Source organism: Rahnella sp. RcJ3 (assembly GCF_009498575.1).
In the GTDB taxonomy this organism is placed as follows: domain Bacteria; phylum Pseudomonadota; class Gammaproteobacteria; order Enterobacterales; family Enterobacteriaceae; genus Rahnella; species Rahnella aceris.
Genome location: NZ_QSNX01000017.1, coordinates 15,395 through 41,523 on the forward strand (window position 1 = coordinate 15,395; position 26,129 = coordinate 41,523).

Below are 26,129 nucleotides of genomic sequence, written 5' to 3' on the forward strand. Positions count from 1 at the left end.
TTATGGTCCGAATTCGCGATTTATCATTCAACTCTGGCTCATCGAACTTAGTCAGCGCTCATGACTTAGAGAGTCTTACTTTCATCCCTGCCATCAAACGCAGCCATCGCTTCTTTGTAATGCTTACGGCAGACCGAAACATAACTTTCATCACCGCCAATAACGACCTGTGCGCCATCATGTAAGGCGTTACCGTTCTCATCCAGTCTCAGGTTGCGGTTGGCTTTGCGACCACAATGGCAGATGGTTTTAAGCTCAACCAGTTTATCCGCCCAGGCCAGCAGATATTCACTGCCCTCAAAAAGTTCTCCGCGAAAATCCGTTCTCAGACCATAGCAAAGTACAGGCACATCCAGATCGTCCACAACGTCCGTCAGCTGCGATACCTGAGCTTTGGTGAGAAACTGGCACTCATCAATCAGAACGCAACTCAAACGCTGTGTGCGGTTCTCCTGAGCCACCAGATTGAAGAGTTCTGTCTCTGTGTTGTAAAGCTCTGCAGGAGACGACAAGCCGATTCGCGAACTGACTTTACCCTGACCATACCGGTTATCGAGTTCTGCTGTTAACACCAGCGTGCGCATACCACGTTCTTGATAATTATATGAAGATTGCAGCAACGAGGTGGACTTACCGGCATTCATCGCCGAGTAATAGAAATAAAGCTGAGCCATAAAGAAGTGATCCCATAAAGTAATGGATGGCATAAATTTTCGGCATGTATTGTATCACATGCCTGGCAGACTATAACAACCGGAGAGTGGCACTGATATCTGGCACGGGCGGGCATTCATTCCCGGTAAAGAAATCACAGAGGCTTACAATAAAAATTATACGACATGAGATAATTATGGCCTGCTGACACGGCAGAATACCCGCAATGAAAGCGCAGTTTATATGTCTGCATTGCAGAGTAAGAGTTTGTCTATACATTAAAAAAGACAATTGAAATGCTACCGGCAAAGAATCATTTTTCTGATCTTGTGCTTCATCTCTCAAGCCTTTCCATATCCTTACATTACATGACTTCACGGATCCTTTAATTTTGTGAACTCTCGCTGACTTAAAAAAACACTTACACAAAGCATCAACAATCCTCAACAGAGGATTGAAATTAGGGTTATCATCCCCAGATTAATAGCGCTAAGCGACCTGGCTATATTTCTCTGCGGATAAACATTATTTGCTTTAAATGCGTAAATTAAGGTCAAGCAAACAAATTCGCTATTGCAGAATACAGAAGAGCATTCTATTATTAGCCAAACGCCCCCCACCAATATAATTTGAGACTAGTATAATGAGCGAAGCATTAAAGATTCTGAACAACATCCGTACTCTGCGTGCGCAAGCAAGAGAATGCACTCTGGAAACTCTGGAAGAGATGCTGGAAAAATTAGAAGTTGTTGTGAACGAGCGTCGCGAAGAAGATTCTCAGGCAGCTGCTGAGATTGAAGAGCGCACCCGTAAACTGCAACAATACCGCGAAATGCTGATTGCGGACGGTATTGATCCTAATGAATTGCTGCAGACAATGGCTGCGACTAAAGCGACCGGTAAAGCAAAACGTGCAGCACGCCCGGCTAAATACAAATACGTTGATGAAAACGGCGAAAACAAAACCTGGACTGGCCAGGGTCGTACTCCAGCTATAATCAAGAAAGCAATCGAAGAGCAAGGTAAATCACTGGACGATTTCCTGCTGTAATTGCCCTCATTAACGTTACTGTTAATGCTAAAAAGCCCATCACTCTGATGGGCTTTTTGTTTTTATTACGCTGTAACAGGCGTACCGAAAATACAAAACTGATAAAACAGATTGATACAACCTGTTCAATAAACATCTATAAGATTTAACTGATTCCATAAAAAAAGGCTGCGTCAGCAGCCTTTAGCAAGAAATACAAAATCAAACCTGATAAAAGTCGCGATACCAGTCCACAAAGCGCTGTACGCCTTGCTCTACAGGTGTCTCAGGCTTGAAGTCAATCGCCTTAGCCAGCGGTGATGTGTCTGCGCTGGTCTCGTGTACATCGCCTGGCTGCATTGGCAGCATATTCTTACCCGCAACCATTCCCAACGCCTTCTCCAGCGCACTGATATACGTCATCAGTTTCACGGGGTTGCTGTTGCCAATATTATAAACACTATAAGGTGCAGAACTGCTGGCAGGAGAGCCACCTTCTACAGTCCAGTCCGGATCAGATTGTGGAATAACATCCTGTAAACGAACAATGGCTTCGGCGATATCATCGATATAAGTAAAATCACGACGCATTTCGCCATGGTTATAAACATCGATATTCTGCCCGGCAAGTATTGCTTTGGTGAACTTAAACAATGCCATGTCCGGGCGTCCCCACGGGCCATATACGGTGAAGAAACGTAATCCGGTCGTAGGGATCTTATAAAGATGTGAATAAGTGTGAGCCATTAATTCATTAGCCTTTTTCGTTGCGGCATACAGCGAAACAGGATGATCCACAGAATCATCCGTTGAAAAAGGCTGTTTTTTGTTCAGTCCATAAACTGAACTGGAAGAGGCATAAAGCAAATGTCCGACTTTATTATGACGACAACCTTCCAGAACATTAACAAATCCTATGAGGTTGGCATCCGCATAAGCCAGAGGATTTTCGATTGAATATCGGACACCCGCCTGCGCGGCTAAATGGATAACCCGTTCAAAACGCTGTTCCGCAAACAATGCGGCCATACCCTCACGATCAGCTAAATCCAGCTTAATAAATTCAAAGCCGACTTTATTTTCCAGCTGAGCAAGGCGGGCAAGTTTCAGATTGACGTCATAGTAGTCATTCAGATTATCAATGCCGATAACGGAATGACCCGCAGCCAACAAACGTTGTGACACATAGAACCCAATAAAGCCCGCTGCGCCAGTGACCAGATATTTCATGAAAACTCCTTACAGAACCGGATTGATTGATGCGCCACGACCTATGCCGTAGTAAGTAAATCCGCGTTTCTCCAAACGTTCAGGATCGAATAAATTACGACCATCAAAGATAACCGGCTCTTTTAATGCTTTTTTGATCACATCAAAATCAGGGGCACGGAAATTCTGCCACTCCGTACAAATAATCAACGCATCAGCATTGTGCAATGCCGCTTCTTTGGTGCCCATCAATTCCAGATCATCACGGTGACCATAGATCCGCTGCGTTTCATTCATCGCTTCAGGATCATAGGCTTTGATTTTCGCGCCTGCAGCCCAGAGTTGTTCCATTAATACGCGACTCGATGCTTCACGCATATCATCGGTATTAGGCTTAAATGACAGCCCCCACAGTGCAAAGGTTTTCCCTTTCAGGTCATCGCCAAAATGGCGCTGAATGAAAGCAGGCAATTTATATTTTTGCTGGTAATTGACCTGTTCTACCGCCTGCAACAATTTAGGTTGATAGCCAATATGCTCAGCAGTGCGGATCAACGCCTGGACGTCTTTAGGGAAACACGAACCGCCGTAGCCGCAGCCAGGGTAGATAAAGTGGTAGCCAATGCGTGAATCAGAACCGATACCCTGGCGGACTTTCTCGATATCCGCACCGAGCATTTCTGCCAGATTAGACATTTCATTCATGAAACTGATTTTGGTCGCCAGCATACAGTTAGCGGCATATTTGGTCAGCTCTGCACTGCGGATATCCATCAGGATCATACGATCGTGATTACGATTGAAAGGTTCGTAAAGTTCACGGATCGGATCAATAGCATCCGGGTTATCAGTACCGATGACAATACGTTCAGGTCGCATACAGTCTGCGACTGCTGCACCTTCTTTGAGGAATTCAGGGTTTGATACCACATCAAAGTTGATATCTGCACCACGTTCTTTGAGTTTCTCGGTCATTACTGCACGGACCTTGTCCGCAGTACCGACCGGAACGGTGGATTTATCAATGACCACTTTGGGTTCGGTCATGTACTCAGCAATCGTACGCGCCACGGCAGTCACATATTTCAGATCAGCGGAACCGTCTTCATCCGGTGGAGTACCCACCGCGATAAATTGTACCGTTGCATGCGCTACACCGTCAGCCGCATTGGTACTGAAAAGCAAGCGCCCTGCTTCATAGTTGCTCTGAACCAGCGGCGTCAGGCCCGGTTCAAAAATTGGGATCTGCCCGTTTTTCAGGTTTTCTACTTTCTTTGCATCTACATCGATACACAAAACTTCATGCCCAACTTCAGCAAGAACCGCCGCCTGAACAAGTCCGACGTAACCGATACCAAAAACTGTTACTTTCATCAGCGAATTCCTATTTGTTATTTTAAACAATGTAAAATAGACAGCCAAATTTACCGGAACGGATTATACCAGTTTCAGCCGCAAGTGCGCCTGCAAAGGCATATTTTGCATTGAGATACATCTTAGAAGATTGAAATAAAGTGGGAAGACAAAAAAACGTGTGGGAAAAATGCTCAGGATTATTAATAAATTATTATCAATAGTAATAAATTTGCTCAATCAACAGACAGCATTAATCTCAGACGACCACCCGAACCCCAGACCTGACATTGCCAGGCATCACATTTCTGACTGATTTGATTGGAGTATGTTGCGCCAGTGGTGCCGAGCGGCACACCATTGCTGAGCTGAATCATATTGGTGCCGGTATTCACGTTGGCATGTAATCCCGCAGAAACCAGAATGAGATTCTTATACCCGGCATGATAATAACCAAGCAGCAACGGGAATTGTCCTTCGAGATTTGCCTGCTTGAATAAATGGTTGACCTGTTTAAGCAGCGTCGACATTTGTGGCAACCGCTGATGCTGATTACTTAAGTGCTCACGTAATAAGCTGTTAAAAATAGCACGCAACAATAACGCCGCCAGTACGCCATTTTCGTTGGCACGGGTCACGTCCAGACAATAGAAACCGAGATCTTTGGAGGAAAGCGCGGCGATATCCAGCACCAGTCCCGGACTTTCCGCTGATGTCAGTTGCCGGTAGTTGATGCGGCAATGCGCCAGCCTCTGCTGAACCGGTGGCTGTAATTCCTGCAACAAACGCTGTGCTTCATTAGGGTTGCGGCACAGCGCTTCCCAGTCCTGAACCAGCGAGCTTTCCTCCATCGCCTGTGATGAAAAAAGCTTCGGGTATAAAGACGAAAGCAGCGCTTCGCGTAACCGGTTGAGATCGCTGATCGGTTTGAGAAGAACATCTTCCACGCCGAGTCGCAGCATTGATGCAACGTCGGTCATTTTATCCGTGGCGGAGATCACCAGAACAGGGATTTTATTTCCCTGTAATCGCAGGTTTTCGACGAACTCCATACCGCCCATCTCAGGCATCGCCAAATCGCAGAGAATCAGGTCAGGCGGGTAATCTTCGACCAGAGACAAAGCCTCAAGGCCATTTTCGGCTTCCGTAAATGTCGCACCGAGGGAACTTACATAGCCAGCAAGTATGGATCGGAAGACGGCTTCGTCTTCAACGATGAGAATATGCTTGCTTGTAAGTGGCTTGTCCATCAGGGTCCCCCAGAATTTCTTATTCTAATAGTGGCTCATAAAGCCTGTTTTTGCTTGGCAGAATTGTCAGATTAGGCCAAACACATTTTAAGCCATTCAGAACTGTCTATTTTTAATCAGGGGTAGCAATTGCTCTCTCTGTTTTTCAACGGCAAGACGGCCTGCCTCGATCGCTTCTTCTGCCCGATGGAAGTCCAGCGTCGAAATTTGCGGGCAATAAGGCTGGATCAACACATCCGGCGGGTCGCCTGCCATGCGATTACGTTTGAGGCGGTTTTCCAGCACCTGAATGGACGTTGACATAATTTCCATCGCCGAGGGGCTGACGTTGGGTTTTCTGGCATTTGGACGGGTTAAACGCTGACGTATTCTGTCACGCCAGCTCACTTCTTTCTCAGTATCCAGTGCTTCGCCGGTCGGTTGTACCGTCAGCAAATCCTGCTGCATCAGATGCGCGTCGTGCTGGAGATCAACGGCGATAACGATATCAGCGCCAAGTGCACGAGTCAGCGAAATGGGCACAGGATTCACCACCGCCCCATCAACCAGCCAGTAACCGTTGTGCCAGACCGGTGCCAGCAGGCCGGGCATACTGCACGAGGCGCGGATAGCCTCATGCAAGTCCCCTTTTGTCAGCCACAATTCGCGACCGGTACTCAGATTGGTGGCGACTGCGCCAAACTTCTTCGAGCACTTTTCAAACTCATCAATGCGGATCAACTGCCCCACGGCATTGAACACACGCTCTCCACGCAGCAATCCTCCGCGCTTCCACGAAAAGTCCATCAGTCGCAGCACATCCCAGTAACTGAACGAGCGAACCCAGCTTTCTATTGCAGGCAATCTGTTACTGGCGTAGGCCGCGCCGACCAGTGCGCCAACTGAACAACCGGCGACGACATCAACGTCGATATCCATTTCCTTCAGGGCATTAATCACGCCAATGTGTGCCCACCCTTTCGCGGCTCCCGAGCCAAGGGCAAGACCAATGGTGACTTTTCTGCTCATCTGATGACCTTATGTTGCGCATAGCATTAGAATCAACGGGCAAGCGCGTTGTCACCCGGCGAGTTTGTTAGGTAACATATCGGTTTGGTGCATTCAATAGCGCAACCTGCGTTGTTAAATTTATAAGCCCTGCAATTCAGGAGTTTCCGTGTCAGAACTTTGCCCATGCTGCAGCAACCTTTCTTTCGAAGAGTGCTGCCAGCCATACATCGCTGAGTGTAAAGTGGCGCCGACACCGTCTGCGCTGATGCGCTCGCGCTACACCGCCTACGTCCTGAAAAATGCGAGTTATCTGATCGCCACCTGGCATCCGGATTGTCAACCCGGGCGCTGGCGTGAGAGTTTACAGGAAGGCTTTACCAGTACGCACTGGCAAGGTTTACAGGTGATCGCTCAGTCAGAGGGACGCAATGCTGATGAAGGTTTCGTTGAGTTTGCTGCACGATTTACCGAAACCGGCGACGAACATATTCATCTGATCCATGAGCGTTCGCGATTTCTTCGTTTGAACGAACGCTGGTACTATATCGACGGAATTAAACCGCAGACAGGACGCAATGACGCCTGCCCGTGCGGATCGGGTAAAAAATATAAGAAGTGCTGCGGTAAATAATTCAACCGTACTATTTTAAGTCTTGGACAGGATCCACAACCTCATGCCGCAACAGAACGTACAAACCAAGGTACTACGCACCATTTGCCCTGACGCAAAAGGTCTGATCGCCAAAATTACCAATATTTGCTACAAGCACGAACTTAATATCGTGCAAAACAACGAATTCGTCGATCACCGCACCGGACGCTTCTTTATGCGTACCGAGCTGGAAGGGATTTTCAACGACACCACGCTGCTGGCCGATCTTGACAGCGCGCTGCCTGCGGGTTCCGTGCGCGAACTCAACAGCACCGGACGCCGCCGCATTGTTATCCTGGTCACCAAAGAAGCCCATTGTCTGGGCGATCTGCTGATGAAAGCGGCTTACGGCGGTCTGGATGTCGAAATCGCTGCGGTGATCGGTAATCACGACACTCTGCAAACGCTGGTCGAGCGTTTTGATATTCCGTTCCATCTGGTCAGTCATGACGGCCTGACCCGCGAACAGCACGACAGCGCAATGATTGCGCAAATCGACCAGTATCAGCCTGATTATGTGGTGCTGGCTAAATACATGCGCGTGCTGACGCCGGGCTTTGTGCAGCATTATCCGCATCAGGTGATCAACATTCACCACTCATTCTTGCCGGCATTTATTGGCGCCCGCCCGTATCATCAGGCGTATGAGCGCGGCGTGAAACTGATTGGTGCTACCGCGCACTACGTGAATGACAACCTGGATGAAGGTCCGATCATCATGCAGGACGTGATTAACGTCGATCATACTTATACGGCGGAAGATATGATGCGCGCCGGTCGCGACGTTGAGAAAAACGTGCTCAGCCGTGCCTTATATCGCGTGCTGGCGCAGCGTGTCTTTGTTTACGGCAACCGCACTGTCATTCTGTAATCCGCCTTCTGACGGTGCTTTTCGCTCAGAGAAGCACCGTTAAGCGCAAAAAATCCGCAAACGAACTTTATTATCGCTTTCAGCGCTTTACACCTTCGAATCATTTGGTATTATGCGCCCCGTTCGCAGCTAACCGCTGCAGCGACAAAAATCATCCATGTAGCACATGATGGTTTTGGCCAAGAAGTATGTAGTAAATGCCACAAAAGTTGTGGTGGGGTTCCCGAGCGGCCAAAGGGAGCAGACTGTAAATCTGCCGTCATCGACTTCGAAGGTTCGAATCCTTCCCCCACCACCATCTTCTATGTGCAATCGCACCTTCCGAAAAATCCCAAACTAAATAAAAACTCAAATCGGGAAGGATGAAGAATCTTCGACACGAAGGTTCGAGCCGAGCGAAGCGAGACAGCGTTGCGCAGCAACGACCCGCAGGGCGAGGCCAGTGGCCGAGTAATCCTTCCCCCACCACCATCTTCTATATGCAACCGCCCCTTCCGAAAAATCCCAAACTAAATAAAAACTCAAATCGGGAAGGATGAAGAATCTTCGACACGAAGGTTCGGGCCGTTAACTATCAAACCTGAACAAAATGCCCTGCTGAGACTTCCTGATATTGCCTTTGCGGCGGAATATAGCCGTTATCGCGCACCGGGCTTTTCAGCTCATCGACCTGCATTTGCCGCTTAAGCATTCTGCGCGACGGATCCGGCACCGGCACTGACGCCATCAGTTTTCGTGTATAGGCATGCTGGGGATTATCGAATATCGCCGCACGCGGGCCAATCTCCACAATCTCCCCGAGATACATCACCGCCACGCGATGACTCACCCGCTCGACCACCGCCATATCATGCGAAATAAACAGGTACGACAGATTCATGCTTTCCTGCAAATCGAGCAGTAAATTCACCACCTGCGCTTTCACCGACACATCCAGCGCGGAGACTGATTCATCCGCGACAATCACTTTCGGATCGAGCGTCAGCGCGCGCGCAATACAAATCCGCTGGCGCTGACCACCGGAAAACTCGTGCGGAAAGCGGCGCAGCATGTCCGGCGACAGTCCGACTTTTTGCAGTAACGACGCGGCTTTCTCTTTTGCATCGCTGCGGTTATGCAGTTTATGTTGCAGCATCGGTTCAATCAGCGCGTCACCAATACGCATACGCGGATTCAGGCTGGCAAACGGATCCTGGAATATCATCTGAATCCGCTGCCGCATCTGTAAAATATCGCGCTTGCCCAGATTCATCACATCAAAACCGTCGAAATCAATCGCGCCGCTGTGTGGTTTCAGCAGCCGTGTTACCGCGCGGCCGGTAGTGGATTTTCCGCAACCGGATTCCCCCACCAGCGACAGCGTTTCACCCTGGAATAAATCAAAGCTGATGTTTTCTACCGCATGTACCGCACCGACCTGACGGCTGAAGATGCCGCCATACACCGGGAAACGTGCGCTGAGATTTTTCACCGAGAGCAATGGCGTCAGCCCCGAAGCGACCGTTCCTGCCACTTCCCCCGGCACGCTTGCCTCACCGGTTTGCAGATTGATTTGCGGAAAACGCAACGGCCAGTCACGCCCCTGCATCGACCCGAGTTTCGGCACGGCGGCCAGCAAAGCACGGGTATAAGGATGTTGCGGGCGATGGAAAATATCCTCCGTCACCCCGCTTTCCACCGCTTCACCACGATACATCACCAGCGTGCGGTCAGCGATTTCCGCCACCACGCCCATATCGTGCGTGATAAACAACACCGCCATCCCTTCTTCTTCCTGCAACGTCTTGATCAAATCCAGAATCTGTCCCTGAATGGTCACATCCAGCGCGGTCGTGGGTTCGTCGGCAATCAATAATTTCGGTTTCAGCGCCAGCGCCATGGCGATCATCACGCGCTGGCGCATGCCGCCGGAAAACTGATGGGGATATTCATCAAACCTTTTGGTTGCATTGGGAATACGGACTTTTTCCAGCAACCGCAGAGTTTCTGCCCGCGCTTCGGAAGATGACATGCCCCGGTGCCGTTTGAGACTTTCGGCGATTTGCCTGCCGATACTGAATGTAGGATTGAGCGACGTCATTGGCTCCTGGAAAATCATCGCCATGTCATTGCCGCGAATATCACGCATCTGCTTATCCGAAAGCGCCAGCAAACTGCGCTGATTCAGCCAGACTTCACCCTCAATCCGGCTGCTTTGTGCTTTCAGCAAGCGCATCACCGACAACGACGTCACGCTTTTTCCCGAACCGGATTCGCCGACGATCGCCAGCGTTTCGCCGGGATAGACATCAAACGACAAATCGCGTACCACCGGCAGCCAGTCGTCTTCGCCGCGAAACGAGGTAGTGAGATGTTTCACGCTCAGCACGGGCTGACGGTTTTCCGGTTGTCCGGTGGTCGGGGTCATTTCATTTGCTCCTGGAGGAAAGCTGCACCTGCGGCACGTAGCTGAAGTCACGGTCAAACGGGAACGTTTTACGCGGTTTGCGATGGCGTGGCAGGCGTTCGACAAACTGATCGACCACGCCATTCGACAGCGCCATCAGGTTCGGGCTGGCAATCGGTGCCAGTTCCGGTGACAGATAGCCGGATTTCACGACAACAATGTCTGCGGTATGCGGATCCAGTTCCAGCACGGTAAAGTCGCTGATGTTGTGATACGGGCGGCGGCGCGCCGACACCACCACATCAATTCCGCCAATGCGCAGCACGGCCTGACGGTCAGACGGTGCAAGTGCGTCAAGCAGAAAGACGACTTCAAATTCACCTTTCACCTGCGGGCTGGAATGATCGAGCGACGCGCCAAGTGTCAGCGTCAGTATTGACCCGACACCAGCATTGAATGCCGCATCGGTTGCCGGCGCATCGGCAATCCCGGCCACAATGGTATTCTGCGCATACTGTTTGATCAGTTCCTGCAACACATCCGCGCGGTCACCGACACCGCCACCTGTCGGATTATCGCCGGAATCCGCCAGCACCACCGGCCGCGTTTCACTGGCAATCGCTTTTTTCACACAGGCCTCAACGGTGTCGGTTTCGCAGCCAAACACAAAATCTTCCCGTGCGTCCCAGTAAGCCTGTGCCAGTTGAGTGGCCTGCTGTTCCAGCACAGTACGGTCGGTGCCGGTCATGATCACCGCCGCCGTCGCACGCGGCTCATCCGCCCACACATAACCCACCATCAGTGAGCTGTCCCACACGCCGTCAACTTCATCCATTTCCGGCAAACGGGCGTACAAACTTTTCGCCGGTTCATCTTCCGTACTGGTGCGCTCGCCGGGTAACACCACCGGTACCGGCACCCACAGCAGCGTCGGTTTTACGCCGGTTTGCAGATGCTTTACCAGCATCGCGACAGAACGGCGCATGGTTTCCTCCACATCAATATGCGGCGCAGTGCGGTAGGTCGAAAACATATCAATGGCGTCAATAATGCGTTGTGACACGTTGCCGTGCAGATCATAACTGACGCTGATCGGGCAATCCGGCCCGACGGCTTTACGCGCCGCGGCAATCCAGTCACCTTCGGCATCCTCCAGCCCTTCAACATACATCGCGCCGTGCATCGCCAGATACAAACCGTCGAACGGTTTTCGCGCCTCCAGACCCGCCAGCATTTCCGCTTTGAATTTATCGTACGTCGCACGCGCTACCGGACCACCGGCAATAGCACGGGCGTGAATTGTCGGTAAAAACGTCGCAGGATAGTCCTGCAAAAAACGAAAGCGCGGTGATGCCAGTAACTGCGCATCACGCACGACGGTGAAATCCTTTTCCTCGTTAAGCACCGGATTGTAAGTGCTGCATTCAATATGGATACCGCTGACCGCTATACGCATGTTGCTCATTCCTCAGACAGGCTTCAGACCAACCAGAAAGCGGTGTGCGGCTATACTCGCCGCCGCGCGCGCCCAGGTGTCGTCGTTTAGGGTAAAAGTACGAACCGGTGTTTTACCGGCGTTGCCCGGCAACACATTGGCTTCAACAGACTGATGTACAACCGTGCCGAACAGCCCGGAAAAATCGGCATCCTGATGGGCAATCAGGATCAGGTCCGGGTCATTGATTTGAATCAGATGCGATATCGCCAGGCCCAGCGCAGAACCGGCACGGTGCAAAATACGGATTGCCGCCGTCTGGCCCTGCATCGCCAGTTGTTCCAGCCCGCCGATCGTGGAAGCATCCAGCCCTTCAGCTTTGGCCATTTCCGCAATAGCATTGAGGGAGGCCAGCGTGTCGAGACAACCGCGCTTGCCGCAGCGGCATGGTGAACCGTTCAGCTCCAGCGTGCAGTGCGCGATCTCCCCTGCACCGCCGTGTAAACCACGATGCAATTGCCCGGCGATGAAATGCGCGCTGCCAATCCCCGCCCCGTGGCTGACCAGCGTAAAGCTGCTCAGATCACGCGCCTGACCAAAACTTTTCTCGCTTACCGCCAGCGCTTTGGCGTCATTTTCAATAGCCACGTCCATGCCTGTCGCCTGCGAAATCAGCCTGGCCAGCGGCACATCCCGCCAGCCCAGCAACGCCGACTGCACGCAGGTTGACTGATGCTCATCAATAAGACCCGATAGCGTCACGCCCAGCCCGACCAGCTTTTTTGCCGCCTCGGGATGAGGCTCGAGTAACGCCGGTAAGGCGCTGGCGATATTGGCTGCCAGTTGTTGCGGATCCGCATCAGCAGCAAAAGACACCCGCGAAAGTATTTCGCCATGCAGATTGATCAGGGCCATTTGCGCCGGATTTTGCAGCAAAGAAACACCGGCAAACCACGCGCCGTCAGGATGCACGACCAGACGTACCGACGGTCTCCCCTGTCCGCTGCCCGGCACCGTTTCTGCCTCATGCAGAAAACCGGCCTCGATCATCTCGCGTACCACGCCGCCGATAGCCGCTTTACTCATTCCTGAGGACTGCGCCAGTTCGGTACGGCTTAAACCGCCTGCGGCATTCACTGCGCCCAAAATCTGACGTTGCAAAGTTGTTAGCATATTCGTTTTGGCGCTCTCAGTTTTCGCTCATCTGCATTGACATTAAACGGTAGAAATGGATATATCAATGCCAATTAGTTCACAAATTAAACTAAATGTTCCGATATAAGTATTTCATATGAACTATTTGTTAAATCTCTTTGTTAAAACAAACTGTCATTAAAACCGGCGTTTTACTCAACCGGCAGACTGAGCCAGAGCCACTTAATCCGATTTTTCACGCAGAGGGCAGAACATGAAGATTACCCGTTATATCCGGCGTCCCTTACCGTTAACGCTGCTGAGCAGCGCCCTTCTCGCCGCGTTTTCGCTGCCGGTGTTTGCCGCCACGCTGAACGTGATGCAAAACGAAGCGCCGCGCAGTATGGATCCGGGCAACCAGACCGCGACCTTTACCGGCACGGTACTGGATCCAATGTATGAAGGTCTGCTGCGCATGTCGCCGCAACTCAAACCGGAAGCGGCGCTGGCGACTTCGTGGAGCAGCGATGAAAGCGGGCTGGTGTGGACCTTCAAACTGCGCAGTGGCGTCACTTTCCACGACGGTACACCGTTTAACGCTGACGCTGTTGTCGCCAACTTTGCCCGCCATCTCGATACCAAACGCGGGCTGGCCGCCAGCGGACGTCTGCGTACTTTCCTTGACAGCGTCACCAAAACCGACGATTCCACCGTTGTCTTCAAACTGAAAAAACCCTATCCCGCCTTCCTGAATTTACTGACTACCGGCGCCTGTCTGATGGTCAGCCCTGCAGCGGATAAAACCGGTACGCTGGACAGCAAAGCGGTCGGCACCGGCCCGTACAAAATGGTGCAGTACAAAACCGGCGAATTCGTGCTGGAAGAAAAATATCCGGGTTACTGGGGTGATAAAGCCGCCGGGCCGGACGACATTAAATGGACCTGGAGCGCTGAGCCTTCGGTCATGAACATGGCGTTGCAGGCGGGTGAAACCGACGTCATCAACCCTGTGCCGCCACAATTTGCCCGCGTACTGAAAAATAATCCTAAATTCAGTTTGCATGAAAGCCCGGGTGCCGCCGTGTTCTGGGTTGCGCTGAATACCGACCTTAAACCCCTGAGTGACGTCCGCGTCCGTCAGGCACTGAACTATGCCACCGACCGCGACGGACTGGTGCGCGCCATCATGTCCGGTTTCGCACAACCGGCGAATTCCCCGCTGGCACCGGTGACCGCCGGTTATGACAAAACACTGAATCCGTATCCGCTGGATCTGGCAAAAGCCAAAGCCCTGCTCAAAGAAGCCGGTGTGGCTGACGGTTTCACGATGTCGATTGCCGTACAGGGCCAGGATGCCCGTATCGGTCAGGTGCTGCAAAGCATGTGGGCGAAAATCGGCGTGAAACTTGACGTGCGGATCATGGAAAGCGGCGTGTGGACTAAAGCCGCGTTTGCCGATCAGGCCGGTAAAAAAGCCGATAACACCGGTGCGGTGCTGGCTTCCTGGTCTTCCGGCGCCAACGGCGCAGATCTGCAACTCCGTCCGCTGTATTACAGCAAAAGCTTCGCACCCGGCGGCGCAAATCTGGGCTTCTTCAGTGACCCGAAACTGGACGACATGTTAGACAAAGCCGCCTCAACGCTGGATGAAAACACCCGCAACGCGATTTACGTTGACGCCCAGAAAGAAATTAACCAGCAGGCACCGCAGGTGCTGTTGTATTACCAGAATGATTTGTACGCTACCGGCACGAATATTTCAGGCGTCACGATGATCCCGGGTGGACAAATTGTGGTGAAAGATGCACAGAAAAAATAACCGCAGTATCTACAGTGGAAAATAGCCATGAAAGCCTATCTTGCCAAAAAGCTCATCGCCTTCCCGGTCATCCTGATCGGGGTGTCGATGCTGATTTTTGTGTCCATCCGCGCGCTGCCGGGCGATCCGGCGCGTCTGATGGCCGGGCCTGAAGCGACGCAGGAAGCGGTCGATGCCATGCGCGTTCGTCTCGGGCTGGATCAGCCGCTGGTGACGCAGTATCTGCATTTTGCCGGTGATGTGTTGCATGGCAATCTCGGCATCTCGCTACAGTCGCAGCAGCCGGTCACGCAGGAAATCGGGGAACGAATGCCGTATACCCTGATGCTGGCGGTGCTGGCGTACTTTCTGGCTGTAGCGGTTGGCGTTCCGGCGGGCATGATAGGCGCGGTTTACCGCAACCGCTGGCCGGATTTTGGCGTGATGTTACTGGCGATTGCCGGCGCGTCCATCGCCAACTTCTGGCTGGGGCTGATGGCAATGAATACTTTTTCGGTCAATCTCGGCTGGCTGCCGCTGCTCGGCGCGACATCATGGAAAAGCTACATTCTGCCTTCCGTGACGCTGGCGGTTTTACCCATGGCGGTGATGGCGCGCATGACGCGTTCCAGCATGCTGGATGTCTTGTCGGAAGATTATATCCGCACCGCGCGCGCCAAAGGTTTGTCCGCCACTACCGTGTATTGCAGCCATGCGTTTCGCAATGCGCTGATCCCGATTGTCACTATTGTGGCGCTCAATTTCGGCAGCCTGATTGGCGGCGCAGTCGTCACCGAATCCGTGTTTAACTGGCCGGGCATTGGTCGCCTGCTGGTGGATTCCGTGCGTTATCGCGATTATCCGGTCATTCAGGGCGTGGCGCTGGTCGCCGTCTGCGGCGTGGTGGTAATGAACCTGCTCGGTGAATTACTGATTGCTTTCCTGAATCCAAAAATAAGGTTCGATTAATGTCTGCCATTATCACGCAATTACCCCGTCGCAAACCGCGCACGTTGCGGTTGTTCCGCTGGTTATGGCGTCATCCGGCCGTGGCTCTCGGGGGATTTATTGTCAGCCTGATCGTGCTGATGGGCTTGTTTGCGCCATTGATCACCCGTCACGATCCTTACGCACAAGACCTGATTGATACCCTGCTTTCTCCGAATGCAAGTCACTGGTTCGGTACGGATGATTATGGCCGCGATATCTTCGCCAGAGTGATTTATGGTGCGCGGATTTCGATTATCGAAGTGGTACTGAGCGTCGGGCTGGCAATGATTATCGGCATTCCGCTGGGAATTATCGCCGGCATGGCGGGCCGTTATACCGACATGATCATCATGTGGTTTATGGACATGCTGTTTGCTTTTCCGGGCATCGTGCTGGCCATTCTGGTGGTCAGTATTCTCGGCGGCGGGCTGGTGAACTTGCTGATCGCGATTTCATTGTTTGCCATTCCGGTATATGCACGCCTCAGCCGTAACCTGACGCTCGGTTTAAAGCAGATGGAATACGTGGAAGCCGCGCAGGCGCTGGGTTTATCAAATTACCGTATTATCGTGCATTACATTTTGCGCAATGCCATCGGGCCGATTATCGTGCAATCGACGCTGACTGCCGGCACAGTGATTCTCGCCGCTGCCAGCCTGTCATTTCTGGGGCTTGGCGTGCAGCCGCCGATGCCGGAATGGGGTACCATGATGAGCGATGGCCGGAACTTCCTCGGCATTAATATCTACCTTTCGCTGTTCCCCGGTCTGGCCATTATGCTGACCGTGCTTGGTTTTAACGTACTGGGCGACGGACTGCGAGATTTACTGGACACACGCTCATGAGTTCTGCAGTTTTTTGCGCCGATATCGGCGGTTCATTTATTAAATTTGGTGTTTCACGTTATTCCGGCGAAGTGGAAGAATGCGGCAAAGTGCCGACACCCGTTGCCTCATGGAATGATTTCGTTAACGCCATGCAAAATCTGATCGACACGTATGGTGCTGATTTACCGGCTGGCACACCACTGGCGATTTCCACCGCCGGGCTGGTCTCCCCCCAAACCGGCGAAATGCTGGCCACCAACATTCCCGCGTTCACCGGACATTCTCTGGCGCAAGATCTCAGTGCTGCGCTGGACCGCCCGGTCACCGCCGCCAACGATGCAGATTGTTTTGCCCTCGCTGAAGCCCATGCCGGTAACGCACAACATCAGTCCGTCGTGGCGGCGATTATTTTAGGTACCGGCGTCGGCGGAGGACTGGTGATCAACGGCCAGCTCGTCCGCGGTCACGGCGGCGTCACCGGCGAATGGGGACACGGGGCGATTACCCGCACGGAACTGACGATTGACAACAAAAAATACGCCGTTCCGCGCCTGAAATGTGGCTGCGGCCAGACTGGCTGCCTCGATATGCTCGGCGGTGCGCGTGGCATGGAACGTTTGCATCAGCATTTTCACAGCCAGCAAAATACCAGTCTGGAGATTGTCACCGGCTGGCTGAACGGGCATCCCGACTGTTCGCTGACCGTGAATGCCTGGCTGGAACTGGTCGCCGAACCGCTGGCGCTGCTGGTCAACATCCTCGGCCCTTCCCGTATCGTCGCGGGCGGCGGGCTGGCCTCGGCAAAAGAACTTATCGCCGCACTGGATGTGAAAGTACGCGGGGGGGTGCTGCACACTTATGCAGAACCGTTGCTGATACCGGGGAAATTTTTGACCGACGGCGGATTAGTGGGGGCATCGGTACTGGGGAGGATGCAGAGTTAGTTGTTTGATCCTTTCCCTGCAATGGCCGTACAGTTTTGGTTTCAACTCCTCCCCCTGCGAAGGGGGAGGCAGGGAGGGGGTTTTAAGTATTGAAACAAAGGCCTGCGTGGTCACGTATCCCACTGATTTATCTTTAATACCCCACCCCAACCCTCCCCTTCGCAGGGGAGGGAGTCAGACCCGTTTTAGCCGATACAAACAATGTTCCCGCAACCAGTGCCCTTCCTCAATCACCGGATGCATGAAGTTCTCTTCGGGATCGCACACCATTCCCAGCTTTTTCATCACTGCCTGTGAGCGGACATTCGGCAGCGCTGTAAATGCCACAATTTCGTTGAGCCCTAGCTGAATAAACCCGGCATCCAGCGCAGCGCGGGCAGCTTCGGTGCAAAAACCCTGTCCCCACGCATCCGCCCGTAAACGCCAGCCGACTTCAACGCACGGGTTGAACGGCAGGTTATATCCCGGTGTATGCAACCCGACGAAGCCCATAAACTCGCCGGTTTCACGTAACTCAACCACCCAGATCCCCCACCCACGTTCAGTGATCAAATCCCGACAGCGGATCGCCATTTCATCACTTTTTTCACGGCCCAGCACTGACGGGAAAAATTCCATCACCTGCGGATCAGCGTTCATGGCGGCAAAAGGTTCAAAATCTTTATCCTGCCACTGGCGCAAAATCAGTCGCGATGTGGTGATAGCCAGCGGCGGCGATGCAACGGGGACGGTAAAAGACTGCATAAACAACTCCTTTTTTATGGCAGACATGGGTTAAAAGTAAATTCTGGTATTTCCTGTTAATGATATTTATAACAATAATAAATAATTCCGGAGCTGCCATTATGATTTTTCACCGCTATCACGGACTGGGTAACGATTATCTGGTCTGCCATCACCGCGTCGCCGCCCTGCTCAGTAACCAGCAAATCCGGCGCATCTGCGATCGTCATTACGGCATCGGTTCCGACGGTTTGCTGATCGACAATGACGATGCAGATATCCCCTCCCTGCGTATTATCAATCCTGACGGTTCAGAAGCTGAGAAAAGCGGCAACGGTCTGCGTATTTACGCCCGTTATCTGTTTGATATTGGCCGCGTCGCGCATGAGCCGTTTCTGGTGAATACACCGGGCGGGCAAGTACGTTGCGAAGTCACCGACGGCGCCCATCAGGTGATCGTGGATATGGGGCAGGCAAAATTCTCGCCAGCCGCTTTACCCGCCAGTGTAGAAGGCGATGAAGCTCTCGCGCTACCCATCGTCGCGGGCGGGCATAATCTCAGTGCGACGCTGGTATCCATGGGCAATCCGCACTGCGTGATCCGGGTGGACAAACTGGATCTGGATTTAGTAAAGCAACTCGGCTCAGAGATTGAAACGCTGGCGATTTTCCCGAAACGTACCAACGTGCAGTTCGCGCAAGTCCTTGATCGCAATAATATCAGCATCGGTATCTGGGAGCGCGGCGCGGGTTATACGCTGGCTTCCGGCAGCAGCAGTTGCGCGGCAGCCAGCGCGATGCGCAAACTCGGGCTGGTGGATGACCATGTCACGGTACAGATGCCGGGCGGAAAACTCGCCATCAGTTTCAGCGGCGACTTTCAGGTCAACATGCGTGGCCCGGTGCAGAAAATCGCCATAATTACCCTCGATAACGACTGCTTCCGGGATATGCCGGCATAGCATTCTGGCCTGCTGGACGTTCCCGACTCACTTCCCTTGCATGAAACTCTCCTGACGGCAGCCTGTCTGCCGCTCTTTCCGTACACCCCCTATAAATAAAACTCATACCTGCATAATGATTTTATGGCAGACAGCATGCTTTGCAGCCCCTAAGTTGGTTATCAGGAAACACAACAATTGATAACCAACTTACTGTTTAATAAATAAAATAACACTTATAAAAACCTCTCACGGCCGTTTTCTGTGCTTAACCGGTCAGTGAAATTTTGTTCAAAGTTTTAATCCGATCACATATTAATAAAAAAAACAGAGAGCGTACCCTATGAGCAACAACACCATCGTGGATGTGAAAACGTGGATAGATGAACGCCCGATATCGAAATATCAATGGGTGGTTTTGTCACTGTGTTTCATCATCATCATGTTCGACGGTTATGACGCCGCGGTGATGGGCTTTATCGCCCCGGCGCTGATCGAAGACTGGGGCATCAGCCGTGCGGAAATGGGGCCGATCCTGGGTGCCGCCATGTTTGGCGTGGCGATCGGCGCGCTGATTGCCGGACCGAACGCGGATCGCTTTGGCCGCAAGCGGGTGCTGATGTGGTCGATTCTGTGTTTTGCCCTGTTCAGTCTGCTGAGTACCTTTGCCCGCACGCCGATGGAAATGGCAATCCTGCGTTTTCTCACCGGTCTCGGCTTAGGCGCGGTCATGCCTAATACCGTGACGCTGGTGTCGGAATACATGCCCGAACGCCGCCGCAGCCTGATGATCACTGTGATGTACAGCGGCTTTAACGTCGGTTCCGGCGCGGGGGGATTTGTCGCGGCCGGTCTGTTGCCGCACTTTGGCTGGAAAGCAGTAATTTTTGCCGGTGGGATTTTGCCGCTGCTGATGCTGCCGTTACTGCTGTGGATCCTGCCGGAATCCGCCATGTACATGGTGGTGCGTAACGTCGCGAAAGAAAAAATTGCCAAAGTGCTGACCCGCGCCGGGGGTGTTTTCAGCGAAGGAACCAAATTTGTGCTCAAGGCACCGGTTATCCAGAAAAAGGCCAAAGTATTCCAGCTTTTCACCAACGGCTACGCCAAAGGCACGATGGTGTTGTGGGTCACTTACTTCATGGGCCTGTTCGTGATTTATCTGCTCAACGGCTGGTTGCCAACCATTATGCGTAACGGCGGTTTCTCGCTGGAACGCGCGGCTATCGTCGCCGGTTTGTTCCAGTTGGGCGGCACTTTCGGCGGCCTGATGGTCGGCGGGCTGATGGACAGATTCACCGCCAAACGTGTCATTGCGGGTTTCTACATGATGGGCGTGGTCAGCCTGCTGTCGCAAGGTATTGGCAACTTTGGCCCGGATATTCTCGCCCTGCTGGTGTTCATCAGCGGTGTGTGTATTAACGGCGCACAGACCGGTTTGCAGGCGTTTTCTCCGGCCTTCTATCCGACCGAAATGCGTGCCACCGGCGTCTGCTGGATGCACGGTATCGGCCGCAGCGGCGCGATTATCAGCTCATCGATGGGCGGCGTTCTGCTGGGCGTTTTCTCCGGCCAAAACATGATCTTTATTATTCTGGCGCTGCCTGCGTTGCTGGCGGGGCTGAGCATTCTTTTACACCGCGCGGCGCACCCGGCCGAGATGATCAAAGGCGTTGATATTACTGACATCCCGGAGTTGTCGCGCACCATGAATATCCGCTAGTCTCCGGATTAGCCACCTGATAATTAGAAACATATTCATCACCATAAATAATGCGGCGCGACGTGCGTGTCGCAGTTACCCTACAAAAAGTATTGAGGATTTAAGATGGCGAAAATCATAGGCGGTTTAGCAGTTTCACATACCCCGACCATCGGTTTTGCGGTTGACCATAACAAGCAGGAAGAAAGCGCCTGGGTGCCGATTTTCGAGAGCTTTGCGCCGATGCAAAAATGGCTGGATGAGAAAAAACCGGACGTGCTGGTCTACATTTTCAACGACCACGTGACCTCGTTCTTCTTCGATCACTATTCCGCCTTTACGTTAGGTATCGACGAGCAGTATGAAGTGGCCGATGAAGGCGGCGGCCCGCGTGACCTGCCTGCGGTCAAAGGCCATGCGGCGCTGTCTCAGCATATCGGTGCCAGCCTGATGGCGGATGAATTCGATATGTCGTTCTTCCAGGATAAGCCGTTGGATCACGGTTTGTTCTCGCCGCTTTCCGCCCTTCTCCCGCATGAAGGCGGCTGGCCGACACAAATCGTTCCGCTGCAAATCGGCGTATTACAGTTCCCTATTCCCACCGCCCGCCGCTGCTACAAACTCGGTCAGGCGCTGCGCCGTGCGATTGAAAGTTTCCCGGAAGATTTAAACGTGGCGATTGTCGCCACCGGCGGCGTGTCGCATCAGGTTCACGGCGAACGCTGCGGGTTTAACAACCCGGACTGGGATGAGCAGTTTGTCGATATGATCGTCAACGACCCGGAACGTCTGACCGAAATGACGCTGGCCGAATTCGCCACGCTGGGCGGCATGGAAGGCGCGGAAGTGATCATGTGGCTGGTGATGCGTGGTGCGCTGTCAGCCAATGTGAAGAAACTGCATCAGGCTTATTACCTGCCGTCGATGACCGGTATCGCCACGCTGATCCTCGAAAATCAGTCGCGTGAAGCACCGTATGATGTGCAACAGCGCCAGCGTGACAAAATCGCGCAACAAATGGCGGGCGTTGAAAAGCTGCCGGGCACCTATCCGTTCACCCAGGCACGCAGTCTGAAAGCGTTGCGCATCAACCGTTTCCTGCACCGTCTGATCCAGCCTGCATGGCGTGAACGTTTTCTTATCGATCAACATGCGCTGTTTACCGAAAACAAGCTGACGGACGAGGAACAGCAACTGCTGCGCGAACTCGACTGGCGCGGCATGATCCATTACGGCGTCAGTTTCTTTCTGCTGGAAAAACTCGGCGCGGTAGTCGGTGTGTCCAACTTACATATTTATTCCGCGATGCGGGGCGAATCGCTGGAAGAATTCCAGAAAACCCGCAATCAGCAAGTTCTCTATTCAGTAGCAGGTAAAGCGAAAGCATGACAATTTTTGAGCAACCCAAGATCGACACCCATCACCACGTGTTTGATCCGGCGCGCTTTCCGTACCTTCCGGACACGCCGTATCGTCCGGAAGGTCACGAGATTGGCACCACCGAGTATTACCGTGCCGTGATGCAGGCGTACAACATCCGCCACTCGCTGATTGTCGGCCCGACCTCGGGATATAACACCGACAGTGCGTGTCTGCTGGATGCGCTGGCAAAAGGCAACGGGCGCTTCAAAGGCATTGCCGTGGTGCCGTTTGACATCGGCATTGAGCGGCTTGTAAACCTGAAAAATGCCGGTGTGGTCGGAATTGCCATGAACGTCGCGATGCTCGGCACGGAGCCGTTTTTGCATCTCGACGGCCTGATGGGGCGTCTTGCCGAACTGGATATGTTCGCCGCCATTCAGGTGCAAAACGATCAGCTTCTGGCATTGTTGCCGCTGATTAACCGTACCCGCGCACGGCTGCTGATTGATCACTCCGGGCGACCTGACGTCACGCAGGGGCTGCAACAACCGGCTTTTCAGGCACTGCTCAGCCTCGCTGACCAGCAAAGAGCCTGGGTAAAACTCTCAGGCTTAGCGAAATTCAGCCGTCAGCCTTTCCCGTATCAGGACGGGCACGCCTACCAGCACGCCCTGCTGGATGCCTTCGGCGCGGAGCATTGCATGTGGGGTTCCGACTGGCCGTTCCTGCGGGCGGAGCACCGGATGGATCTCGGTACGTTACTGATGCTGGTCGGACAATTATTTCCTGATGAAAAGATCCGCCAGCAGATTTTGTGGCAGACCCCGAAAGATTTGTTTGGATTTACGGATTACTGAAAAAAGGCAGACACTGATGAACTACAACATTGCCGTATTCAACGGCCCGAATCTCAATTTACTGGGCACCCGTGAACCGGAAACCTACGGTCACGACACGCTGGCGACCATCGAAAAGCTTTGTCATCAGACTGGCGAAAACTGCGGCGCAAAAATCGAATTCTTCCAGACCAATCACGAAGGAGATCTGATTGACCGCATTCAGGCATGCCGTGGCAAAGTGGACGCGATTGTGCTCAACGCCGCTGCGTGGACGCACACGTCCGTCGCCATCCGCGACGCCGTGACCGCCGTCAGCCTGCCGCTGTACGAAGTGCATATCACCAACGTGCATAAACGCGACGCCTTCCGCCACCATTCATTCCTTTCCGACGTTGCCGTCGGCGTAATCTGCGGTTTTGGCATTCAGGGCTATGAATATGCGATCAGACAGGCTGTGGTGAATCTGAATAAATAAAGCAGATTTTTGGAAAAAAACTTAAATAATATAAGGATTCAGAGTGTGAATCCTTATATTTCAGGCATGTTATTCAGCAGATTTTCGAATACCAATACAGCAGACTGCCAGCGACATGACAAACAATGTTGCTGTCTGATCATAAAGAATCACTGAATCCGTCAGTCCGGTAACGAATAAAGCAATAAATGGTAGCACCATGCCTTTAATATTAACTTTCCTCACCCACCCATAGATTAAAACCAGATAAGGCAGCAATAAGGAAAACGTTCCTAATAATCCCTGAAGTGTAGTGACCTCAAGAAATTCGTTGTGCATATTATATTGAACATTGGTATAGCCTTCCGTGTTTTCCGGATGATGCGTTTTGATAAACGCTCTGGCCAACGTGGTTCTCTCATCAGGCGTAGTAAAACCAATATGGTGATGTAACAGGTATATACCACTTTGCCAGATCGCCACCCTGGCCCCCAGTGATGTTGAACTTTGTACATCATATTTCTGGATATCATTAATACCCTGGGCCCAGCGATGCCCGGTGATGCCTAAAATCGTCACAATAGCGAGCACGACCAACCCCGCCATCTGCCAATTTTTTCTTAAGTCTATTTTATACTCTAAAAATATAAAGGTAAGCTTAAGGAATATGAGAGCGAGAATGGTAATTCTTGTCCCACATAAATACAGGAGGATAAAGGTCAGTATAAAAGCCCCTAGATCCACACATTTTGAATAACGATGATTTTCTAACCGGCTTAACCCCAGATAAGCCGCGTATATGAAAATAATCATATAAGAGGACATTGACGATGCATCAGTCGTCAGTTTTATCCGGTCATTCACGGTATAAAAATGTTCATGTAACCCGAAGCCCAGCGTAACAATCAACCCCACCACGATTATTACTTTACTTAAGAATATAGTTTTTTGAGTTGTCAGCGAACCATACACAGAAAGACATAAGATGACAAAAGCACCCAGCAGGATCCTTTTGCTCCCTACTAAATAATTGTTAATGATGCCTGCGCTCGTCGGCGAGGGATCTATGCCATTATGCTTTAGCATCATTGCCCAGACAAAACGGACTGCGGCTAAAAAAAACAATGAAAAGAACATCACCAGATAAAAATGTTCATTCTTAAATGAGATATCCTTTTTGTAAATAGCATATAAAGTGGTAAAAAAACTGACGTAAGAAACAACATAGAATATTTTTTGTGGCCATCCGGTAATAAACATGCTCAATGAAAGTGAAATGCAAAGAGCAATAACTGATGCATTAACAATTATTTTCAAAGGAGCTGTAGCAGATTTGCTATTCATCTTTTCCCTCAGCAATCTTATTAAGAATATTCTTAAAATTATTCATATACGCATCTTCGTAAAACTTCCCGATACTTTCCTTTATCACGGCCTGCTCTGGCAATACCCGATCACTGCCTATTTTATTAATGATTTGAGAAAGCGTAATAATGTCATTTTGCGGATAAAGTTGCCCATTAATATTGTTTTCAATTATTTCTGACGGACCGCTGATACAATCAGAGGAGACGCAATATATTCCCCGGGATATCGCTTCCAGCAGCACAAGCGGGAAGCCTTCGAAATTAGACGTCATGACCAGGCAAGTGACTTCTTTGATATTATTTTCGACATATTCCCAGGGGGCACTTTGCCATCCATGCCAGGTAATCTGATCAGAAATCCCCGACTGTTGCGTATAAGATTGACATATGGCCAAATCTTCACCATCTCCCACGATATCTAATGACCAGCGGACATTGACCCGGGCAAGCGAATCAAAGAGATCTTTTAACTGCTTTTGTCTTTCAAAATGTATTCTGCCGATGTAGAGGATTCTGAGCGACTCGGGTCTTAAAATAACCGTATCCGTTTTTTTCACGGGGTTAAAAACCACATCGACGTTATTTTTGTCGACACCCAACTCTGTCAGTTGATTTTTTATTTCATCGCTGATCGCAAAATGATGTTCTGCTGATAACAGATAATGCGGGCGATACCGCTCCCGGGGTGGAAGATGCATCCATGTCGATAAAACAGTCTTATGCGCAGAAAAGGTAATTGCACGACGTGCCATTAAGCTGGGTATTGTATTAAGTGTAATGACATGTTCTGGTTTATATTTTCTGATAAATAAGAGAAGCCGCAGAGTATGTATGAAGTTTTTTACTTTTTTATTTCGTAGTGTGCAGACACTTTCAAATAGCACGGCATTATCGAGCCAAGATTTTGAGTACGTCTTTTCACCACTATTGATGACGAAAAAACCCGCCTCAAACTCTTCACTCTTTTTGAGTGCTGATATTACCTGGCTGGTCACGTTTTCCATGCCGCCACGCCCGATAAGTAAATCTGTCACAAGCACTATTTTCTTTTTATTAATAACTTCTTTTTCTTTAGTTATCATAGTCCAGTCTCTTCACAGCCCTCAAACCGCGAGAGCAATATTCAACCTTTATTTCTCAACACATATTTATACAAGGTTTATCAAAAAACAGGCATTCCCTTCACAAGGGCGGACATCTTACCTTAAAATGACAGGC

23 protein-coding genes, 1 tRNA gene and 1 other RNA gene are annotated in these 26,129 nt (G+C 51.4%); 14 read left to right on the plus strand and 11 right to left on the minus strand.

All coding sequences use genetic code 11. From position 1 onward, the window contains the following. Nucleotides 1-65 precede the first annotated feature (65 nt). Nucleotides 66-674: a thymidine kinase gene (locus DXU84_RS19510; protein WP_013575949.1), complete on the minus strand. Its 609-nt coding sequence runs from the start codon at nucleotides 672-674 to the stop codon at nucleotides 66-68. Nucleotides 675-1,297: 623 nt separating this feature from the next. On the opposite strand from DXU84_RS19510, the gene hns reads away from it, so the two are divergent. After that, entirely contained in the window at nucleotides 1,298-1,705 is a 408-nt protein-coding gene (hns, locus tag DXU84_RS19515; RefSeq protein ID WP_112152537.1) for a histone-like nucleoid-structuring protein H-NS, read from the plus strand. 201 nt (nucleotides 1,706-1,906) lie between these two features. On the opposite strand, the gene DXU84_RS19520 is transcribed toward hns, so the two are convergent. From DXU84_RS19520 to rssA, 4 genes are all read right to left on the minus strand, one after another. After that, nucleotides 1,907-2,914 carry an NAD-dependent epimerase gene (locus DXU84_RS19520; protein WP_013575951.1) on the minus strand — a complete coding sequence of 336 codons (1,008 nt, stop codon included), beginning with the start codon at nucleotides 2,912-2,914 and terminating at the stop codon, nucleotides 1,907-1,909. Nucleotides 2,915-2,923: 9 nt separating this feature from the next. Next, complete coding sequence (locus tag DXU84_RS19525) at nucleotides 2,924-4,267, minus strand: UDP-glucose/GDP-mannose dehydrogenase family protein (RefSeq protein WP_013575952.1); 1,344 nt, start codon at nucleotides 4,265-4,267, stop codon at nucleotides 2,924-2,926. Nucleotides 4,268-4,482: 215 nt separating this feature from the next. After that, a complete protein-coding gene (gene rssB / locus DXU84_RS19530) occupies nucleotides 4,483-5,496 on the minus strand; it encodes a two-component system response regulator RssB (protein ID WP_013575953.1) in 1,014 nt (337 codons plus the stop codon). Between the two features lie 96 nt (nucleotides 5,497-5,592). Next, the gene (gene rssA, locus DXU84_RS19535) at nucleotides 5,593-6,504 is read right to left on the minus strand and encodes a patatin-like phospholipase RssA (RefSeq protein WP_013575954.1); all 912 of its coding nucleotides are present in this window, start codon (nucleotides 6,502-6,504) and stop codon (nucleotides 5,593-5,595) included. A 148-nt stretch (nucleotides 6,505-6,652) separates the two neighbouring features. Here rssA and DXU84_RS19540 point away from each other — a divergent pair, with 148 nt between their 5' ends. The 4 genes from DXU84_RS19540 to DXU84_RS19555 all read left to right on the plus strand — a co-directional run bounded on the left by DXU84_RS19540 (nucleotide 6,653) and on the right by DXU84_RS19555 (nucleotide 8,480). Further along, the gene (locus tag DXU84_RS19540; protein ID WP_013575955.1) at nucleotides 6,653-7,117 is read left to right on the plus strand and encodes a YchJ family protein; all 465 of its coding nucleotides are present in this window, start codon (nucleotides 6,653-6,655) and stop codon (nucleotides 7,115-7,117) included. A 43-nt stretch (nucleotides 7,118-7,160) separates the two neighbouring features. Then, a complete protein-coding gene (gene purU / locus DXU84_RS19545) occupies nucleotides 7,161-8,009 on the plus strand; it encodes a formyltetrahydrofolate deformylase (protein ID WP_013575956.1) in 849 nt (282 codons plus the stop codon). A 213-nt stretch (nucleotides 8,010-8,222) separates the two neighbouring features. After that, nucleotides 8,223-8,307, plus strand: a tRNA-Tyr gene (locus DXU84_RS19550). 43 nt (nucleotides 8,308-8,350) lie between these two features. Then, nucleotides 8,351-8,480, plus strand: a non-coding RNA gene (locus tag DXU84_RS19555) — RtT sRNA. Nucleotides 8,481-8,583: 103 nt separating this feature from the next. Here DXU84_RS19555 and DXU84_RS19560 read toward each other — a convergent pair. From DXU84_RS19560 to DXU84_RS19570, 3 genes are read right to left on the minus strand one after another with little or no spacing between them, the layout of a single operon-like run. After that, complete coding sequence (locus tag DXU84_RS19560; RefSeq protein ID WP_112198673.1) at nucleotides 8,584-10,416, minus strand: ABC transporter ATP-binding protein; 1,833 nt, start codon at nucleotides 10,414-10,416, stop codon at nucleotides 8,584-8,586. A gap of 1 nt (nucleotide 10,417) precedes the next feature. After that, entirely contained in the window at nucleotides 10,418-11,851 is a 1,434-nt protein-coding gene (locus DXU84_RS19565) for a M81 family metallopeptidase (RefSeq protein ID WP_013575958.1), read from the minus strand. Between the two features lie 12 nt (nucleotides 11,852-11,863). Then, the gene (locus tag DXU84_RS19570) at nucleotides 11,864-13,003 is read right to left on the minus strand and encodes an ROK family transcriptional regulator (RefSeq protein WP_013575959.1); all 1,140 of its coding nucleotides are present in this window, start codon (nucleotides 13,001-13,003) and stop codon (nucleotides 11,864-11,866) included. Between the two features lie 235 nt (nucleotides 13,004-13,238). On the opposite strand from DXU84_RS19570, the gene DXU84_RS19575 reads away from it, so the two are divergent. The 4 genes from DXU84_RS19575 to DXU84_RS19590 are packed head-to-tail and all read left to right on the plus strand — an operon-like array spanning nucleotide 13,239 to nucleotide 17,523. After that, a complete protein-coding gene (locus tag DXU84_RS19575; RefSeq protein WP_013575960.1) occupies nucleotides 13,239-14,783 on the plus strand; it encodes an ABC transporter substrate-binding protein in 1,545 nt (514 codons plus the stop codon). Nucleotides 14,784-14,810: 27 nt separating this feature from the next. Further along, entirely contained in the window at nucleotides 14,811-15,731 is a 921-nt protein-coding gene (locus DXU84_RS19580) for an ABC transporter permease (RefSeq protein WP_013575961.1), read from the plus strand. Beyond that, complete coding sequence (locus DXU84_RS19585) at nucleotides 15,731-16,597, plus strand: ABC transporter permease (RefSeq protein WP_121019210.1); 867 nt, start codon at nucleotides 15,731-15,733, stop codon at nucleotides 16,595-16,597. The genes DXU84_RS19580 and DXU84_RS19585 overlap by 1 nt, the downstream gene beginning before the upstream one ends. Then, entirely contained in the window at nucleotides 16,594-17,523 is a 930-nt protein-coding gene (locus DXU84_RS19590) for an ROK family protein (RefSeq protein WP_112152534.1), read from the plus strand. The genes DXU84_RS19585 and DXU84_RS19590 overlap by 4 nt, the downstream gene beginning before the upstream one ends. A 174-nt stretch (nucleotides 17,524-17,697) precedes the next feature. On the opposite strand, the gene DXU84_RS19595 is transcribed toward DXU84_RS19590, so the two are convergent. Continuing rightward, nucleotides 17,698-18,267: a GNAT family N-acetyltransferase gene (locus tag DXU84_RS19595; RefSeq protein ID WP_153376531.1), complete on the minus strand. Its 570-nt coding sequence runs from the start codon at nucleotides 18,265-18,267 to the stop codon at nucleotides 17,698-17,700. 101 nt (nucleotides 18,268-18,368) lie between these two features. On the opposite strand from DXU84_RS19595, the gene dapF reads away from it, so the two are divergent. From dapF to aroQ, 5 genes are all read left to right on the plus strand, one after another. Next, entirely contained in the window at nucleotides 18,369-19,208 is an 840-nt protein-coding gene (gene dapF, locus DXU84_RS19600) for a diaminopimelate epimerase (RefSeq protein ID WP_015690076.1), read from the plus strand. Nucleotides 19,209-19,530: 322 nt separating this feature from the next. Continuing rightward, on the plus strand, nucleotides 19,531-20,910 hold the full coding sequence (locus tag DXU84_RS19605; protein ID WP_013575966.1) for an aromatic acid/H+ symport family MFS transporter: 1,380 nt from the start codon (nucleotides 19,531-19,533) through the stop codon (nucleotides 20,908-20,910). A gap of 105 nt (nucleotides 20,911-21,015) precedes the next feature. Next, nucleotides 21,016-22,278 (plus strand): gallate dioxygenase, encoded by a 1,263-nt coding sequence (locus DXU84_RS19610; protein ID WP_153376532.1) that lies wholly within the window; start codon nucleotides 21,016-21,018, stop codon nucleotides 22,276-22,278. Further along, nucleotides 22,275-23,108, plus strand: a complete 834-nt coding sequence (locus DXU84_RS19615; protein ID WP_153376533.1) for an amidohydrolase — start codon at nucleotides 22,275-22,277, stop codon at nucleotides 23,106-23,108. The genes DXU84_RS19610 and DXU84_RS19615 overlap by 4 nt, the downstream gene beginning before the upstream one ends. Before the next feature lie 16 nt (nucleotides 23,109-23,124). Then, nucleotides 23,125-23,565 (plus strand): type II 3-dehydroquinate dehydratase, encoded by a 441-nt coding sequence (gene aroQ, locus DXU84_RS19620; protein ID WP_015690079.1) that lies wholly within the window; start codon nucleotides 23,125-23,127, stop codon nucleotides 23,563-23,565. Between the two features lie 69 nt (nucleotides 23,566-23,634). Here the strand turns inward: aroQ and DXU84_RS19625 are convergent, their stop codons facing one another. Then, a complete protein-coding gene (locus tag DXU84_RS19625; RefSeq protein ID WP_153376534.1) occupies nucleotides 23,635-24,888 on the minus strand; it encodes an O-antigen ligase in 1,254 nt (417 codons plus the stop codon). Beyond that, nucleotides 24,881-25,993, minus strand: a complete 1,113-nt coding sequence (locus DXU84_RS19630) for a glycosyltransferase (RefSeq protein WP_153376535.1) — start codon at nucleotides 25,991-25,993, stop codon at nucleotides 24,881-24,883. Before DXU84_RS19630 ends, DXU84_RS19625 begins: the two co-directional genes overlap by 8 nt. Between the last annotated feature and the right edge of the window lie 136 nt (nucleotides 25,994-26,129).

Excerpts from the sequence above, each read along its gene's own strand:
- dapF (WP_015690076.1), top strand. The coding sequence starts at position 18,369 with ATGATTTTTCACCGCTATCACGGACTGGGTAACGATTATCTGGTCTGC.
- DXU84_RS19510 (WP_013575949.1), bottom strand. The coding sequence starts at position 674 with ATGGCTCAGCTTTATTTCTATTACTCGGCGATGAATGCCGGTAAGTCC.
- DXU84_RS19565 (WP_013575958.1), bottom strand. The coding sequence starts at position 11,851 with ATGCGTATAGCGGTCAGCGGTATCCATATTGAATGCAGCACTTACAAT.
- DXU84_RS19605 (WP_013575966.1), top strand. The coding sequence starts at position 19,531 with ATGAGCAACAACACCATCGTGGATGTGAAAACGTGGATAGATGAACGC.
- DXU84_RS19590 (WP_112152534.1), top strand. The coding sequence starts at position 16,594 with ATGAGTTCTGCAGTTTTTTGCGCCGATATCGGCGGTTCATTTATTAAA.
- purU (WP_013575956.1), top strand. The coding sequence starts at position 7,161 with ATGCCGCAACAGAACGTACAAACCAAGGTACTACGCACCATTTGCCCT.
- rssA (WP_013575954.1), bottom strand. The coding sequence starts at position 6,504 with ATGAGCAGAAAAGTCACCATTGGTCTTGCCCTTGGCTCGGGAGCCGCG.
- DXU84_RS19595 (WP_153376531.1), bottom strand. The coding sequence starts at position 18,267 with ATGCAGTCTTTTACCGTCCCCGTTGCATCGCCGCCGCTGGCTATCACC.
- DXU84_RS19610 (WP_153376532.1), top strand. The coding sequence starts at position 21,016 with ATGGCGAAAATCATAGGCGGTTTAGCAGTTTCACATACCCCGACCATC.
- DXU84_RS19625 (WP_153376534.1), bottom strand. The coding sequence starts at position 24,888 with ATGAATAGCAAATCTGCTACAGCTCCTTTGAAAATAATTGTTAATGCA.
- DXU84_RS19570 (WP_013575959.1), bottom strand. The coding sequence starts at position 13,003 with ATGCTAACAACTTTGCAACGTCAGATTTTGGGCGCAGTGAATGCCGCA.
- rssB (WP_013575953.1), bottom strand. The coding sequence starts at position 5,496 with ATGGACAAGCCACTTACAAGCAAGCATATTCTCATCGTTGAAGACGAA.
- aroQ (WP_015690079.1), top strand. The coding sequence starts at position 23,125 with ATGAACTACAACATTGCCGTATTCAACGGCCCGAATCTCAATTTACTG.
- DXU84_RS19580 (WP_013575961.1), top strand. The coding sequence starts at position 14,811 with ATGAAAGCCTATCTTGCCAAAAAGCTCATCGCCTTCCCGGTCATCCTG.
- DXU84_RS19520 (WP_013575951.1), bottom strand. The coding sequence starts at position 2,914 with ATGAAATATCTGGTCACTGGCGCAGCGGGCTTTATTGGGTTCTATGTG.
- DXU84_RS19560 (WP_112198673.1), bottom strand. The coding sequence starts at position 10,416 with ATGACCCCGACCACCGGACAACCGGAAAACCGTCAGCCCGTGCTGAGC.
- hns (WP_112152537.1), top strand. The coding sequence starts at position 1,298 with ATGAGCGAAGCATTAAAGATTCTGAACAACATCCGTACTCTGCGTGCG.
- DXU84_RS19630 (WP_153376535.1), bottom strand. The coding sequence starts at position 25,993 with ATGATAACTAAAGAAAAAGAAGTTATTAATAAAAAGAAAATAGTGCTT.
- DXU84_RS19525 (WP_013575952.1), bottom strand. The coding sequence starts at position 4,267 with ATGAAAGTAACAGTTTTTGGTATCGGTTACGTCGGACTTGTTCAGGCG.
- DXU84_RS19615 (WP_153376533.1), top strand. The coding sequence starts at position 22,275 with ATGACAATTTTTGAGCAACCCAAGATCGACACCCATCACCACGTGTTT.
- DXU84_RS19585 (WP_121019210.1), top strand. The coding sequence starts at position 15,731 with ATGTCTGCCATTATCACGCAATTACCCCGTCGCAAACCGCGCACGTTG.
- DXU84_RS19575 (WP_013575960.1), top strand. The coding sequence starts at position 13,239 with ATGAAGATTACCCGTTATATCCGGCGTCCCTTACCGTTAACGCTGCTG.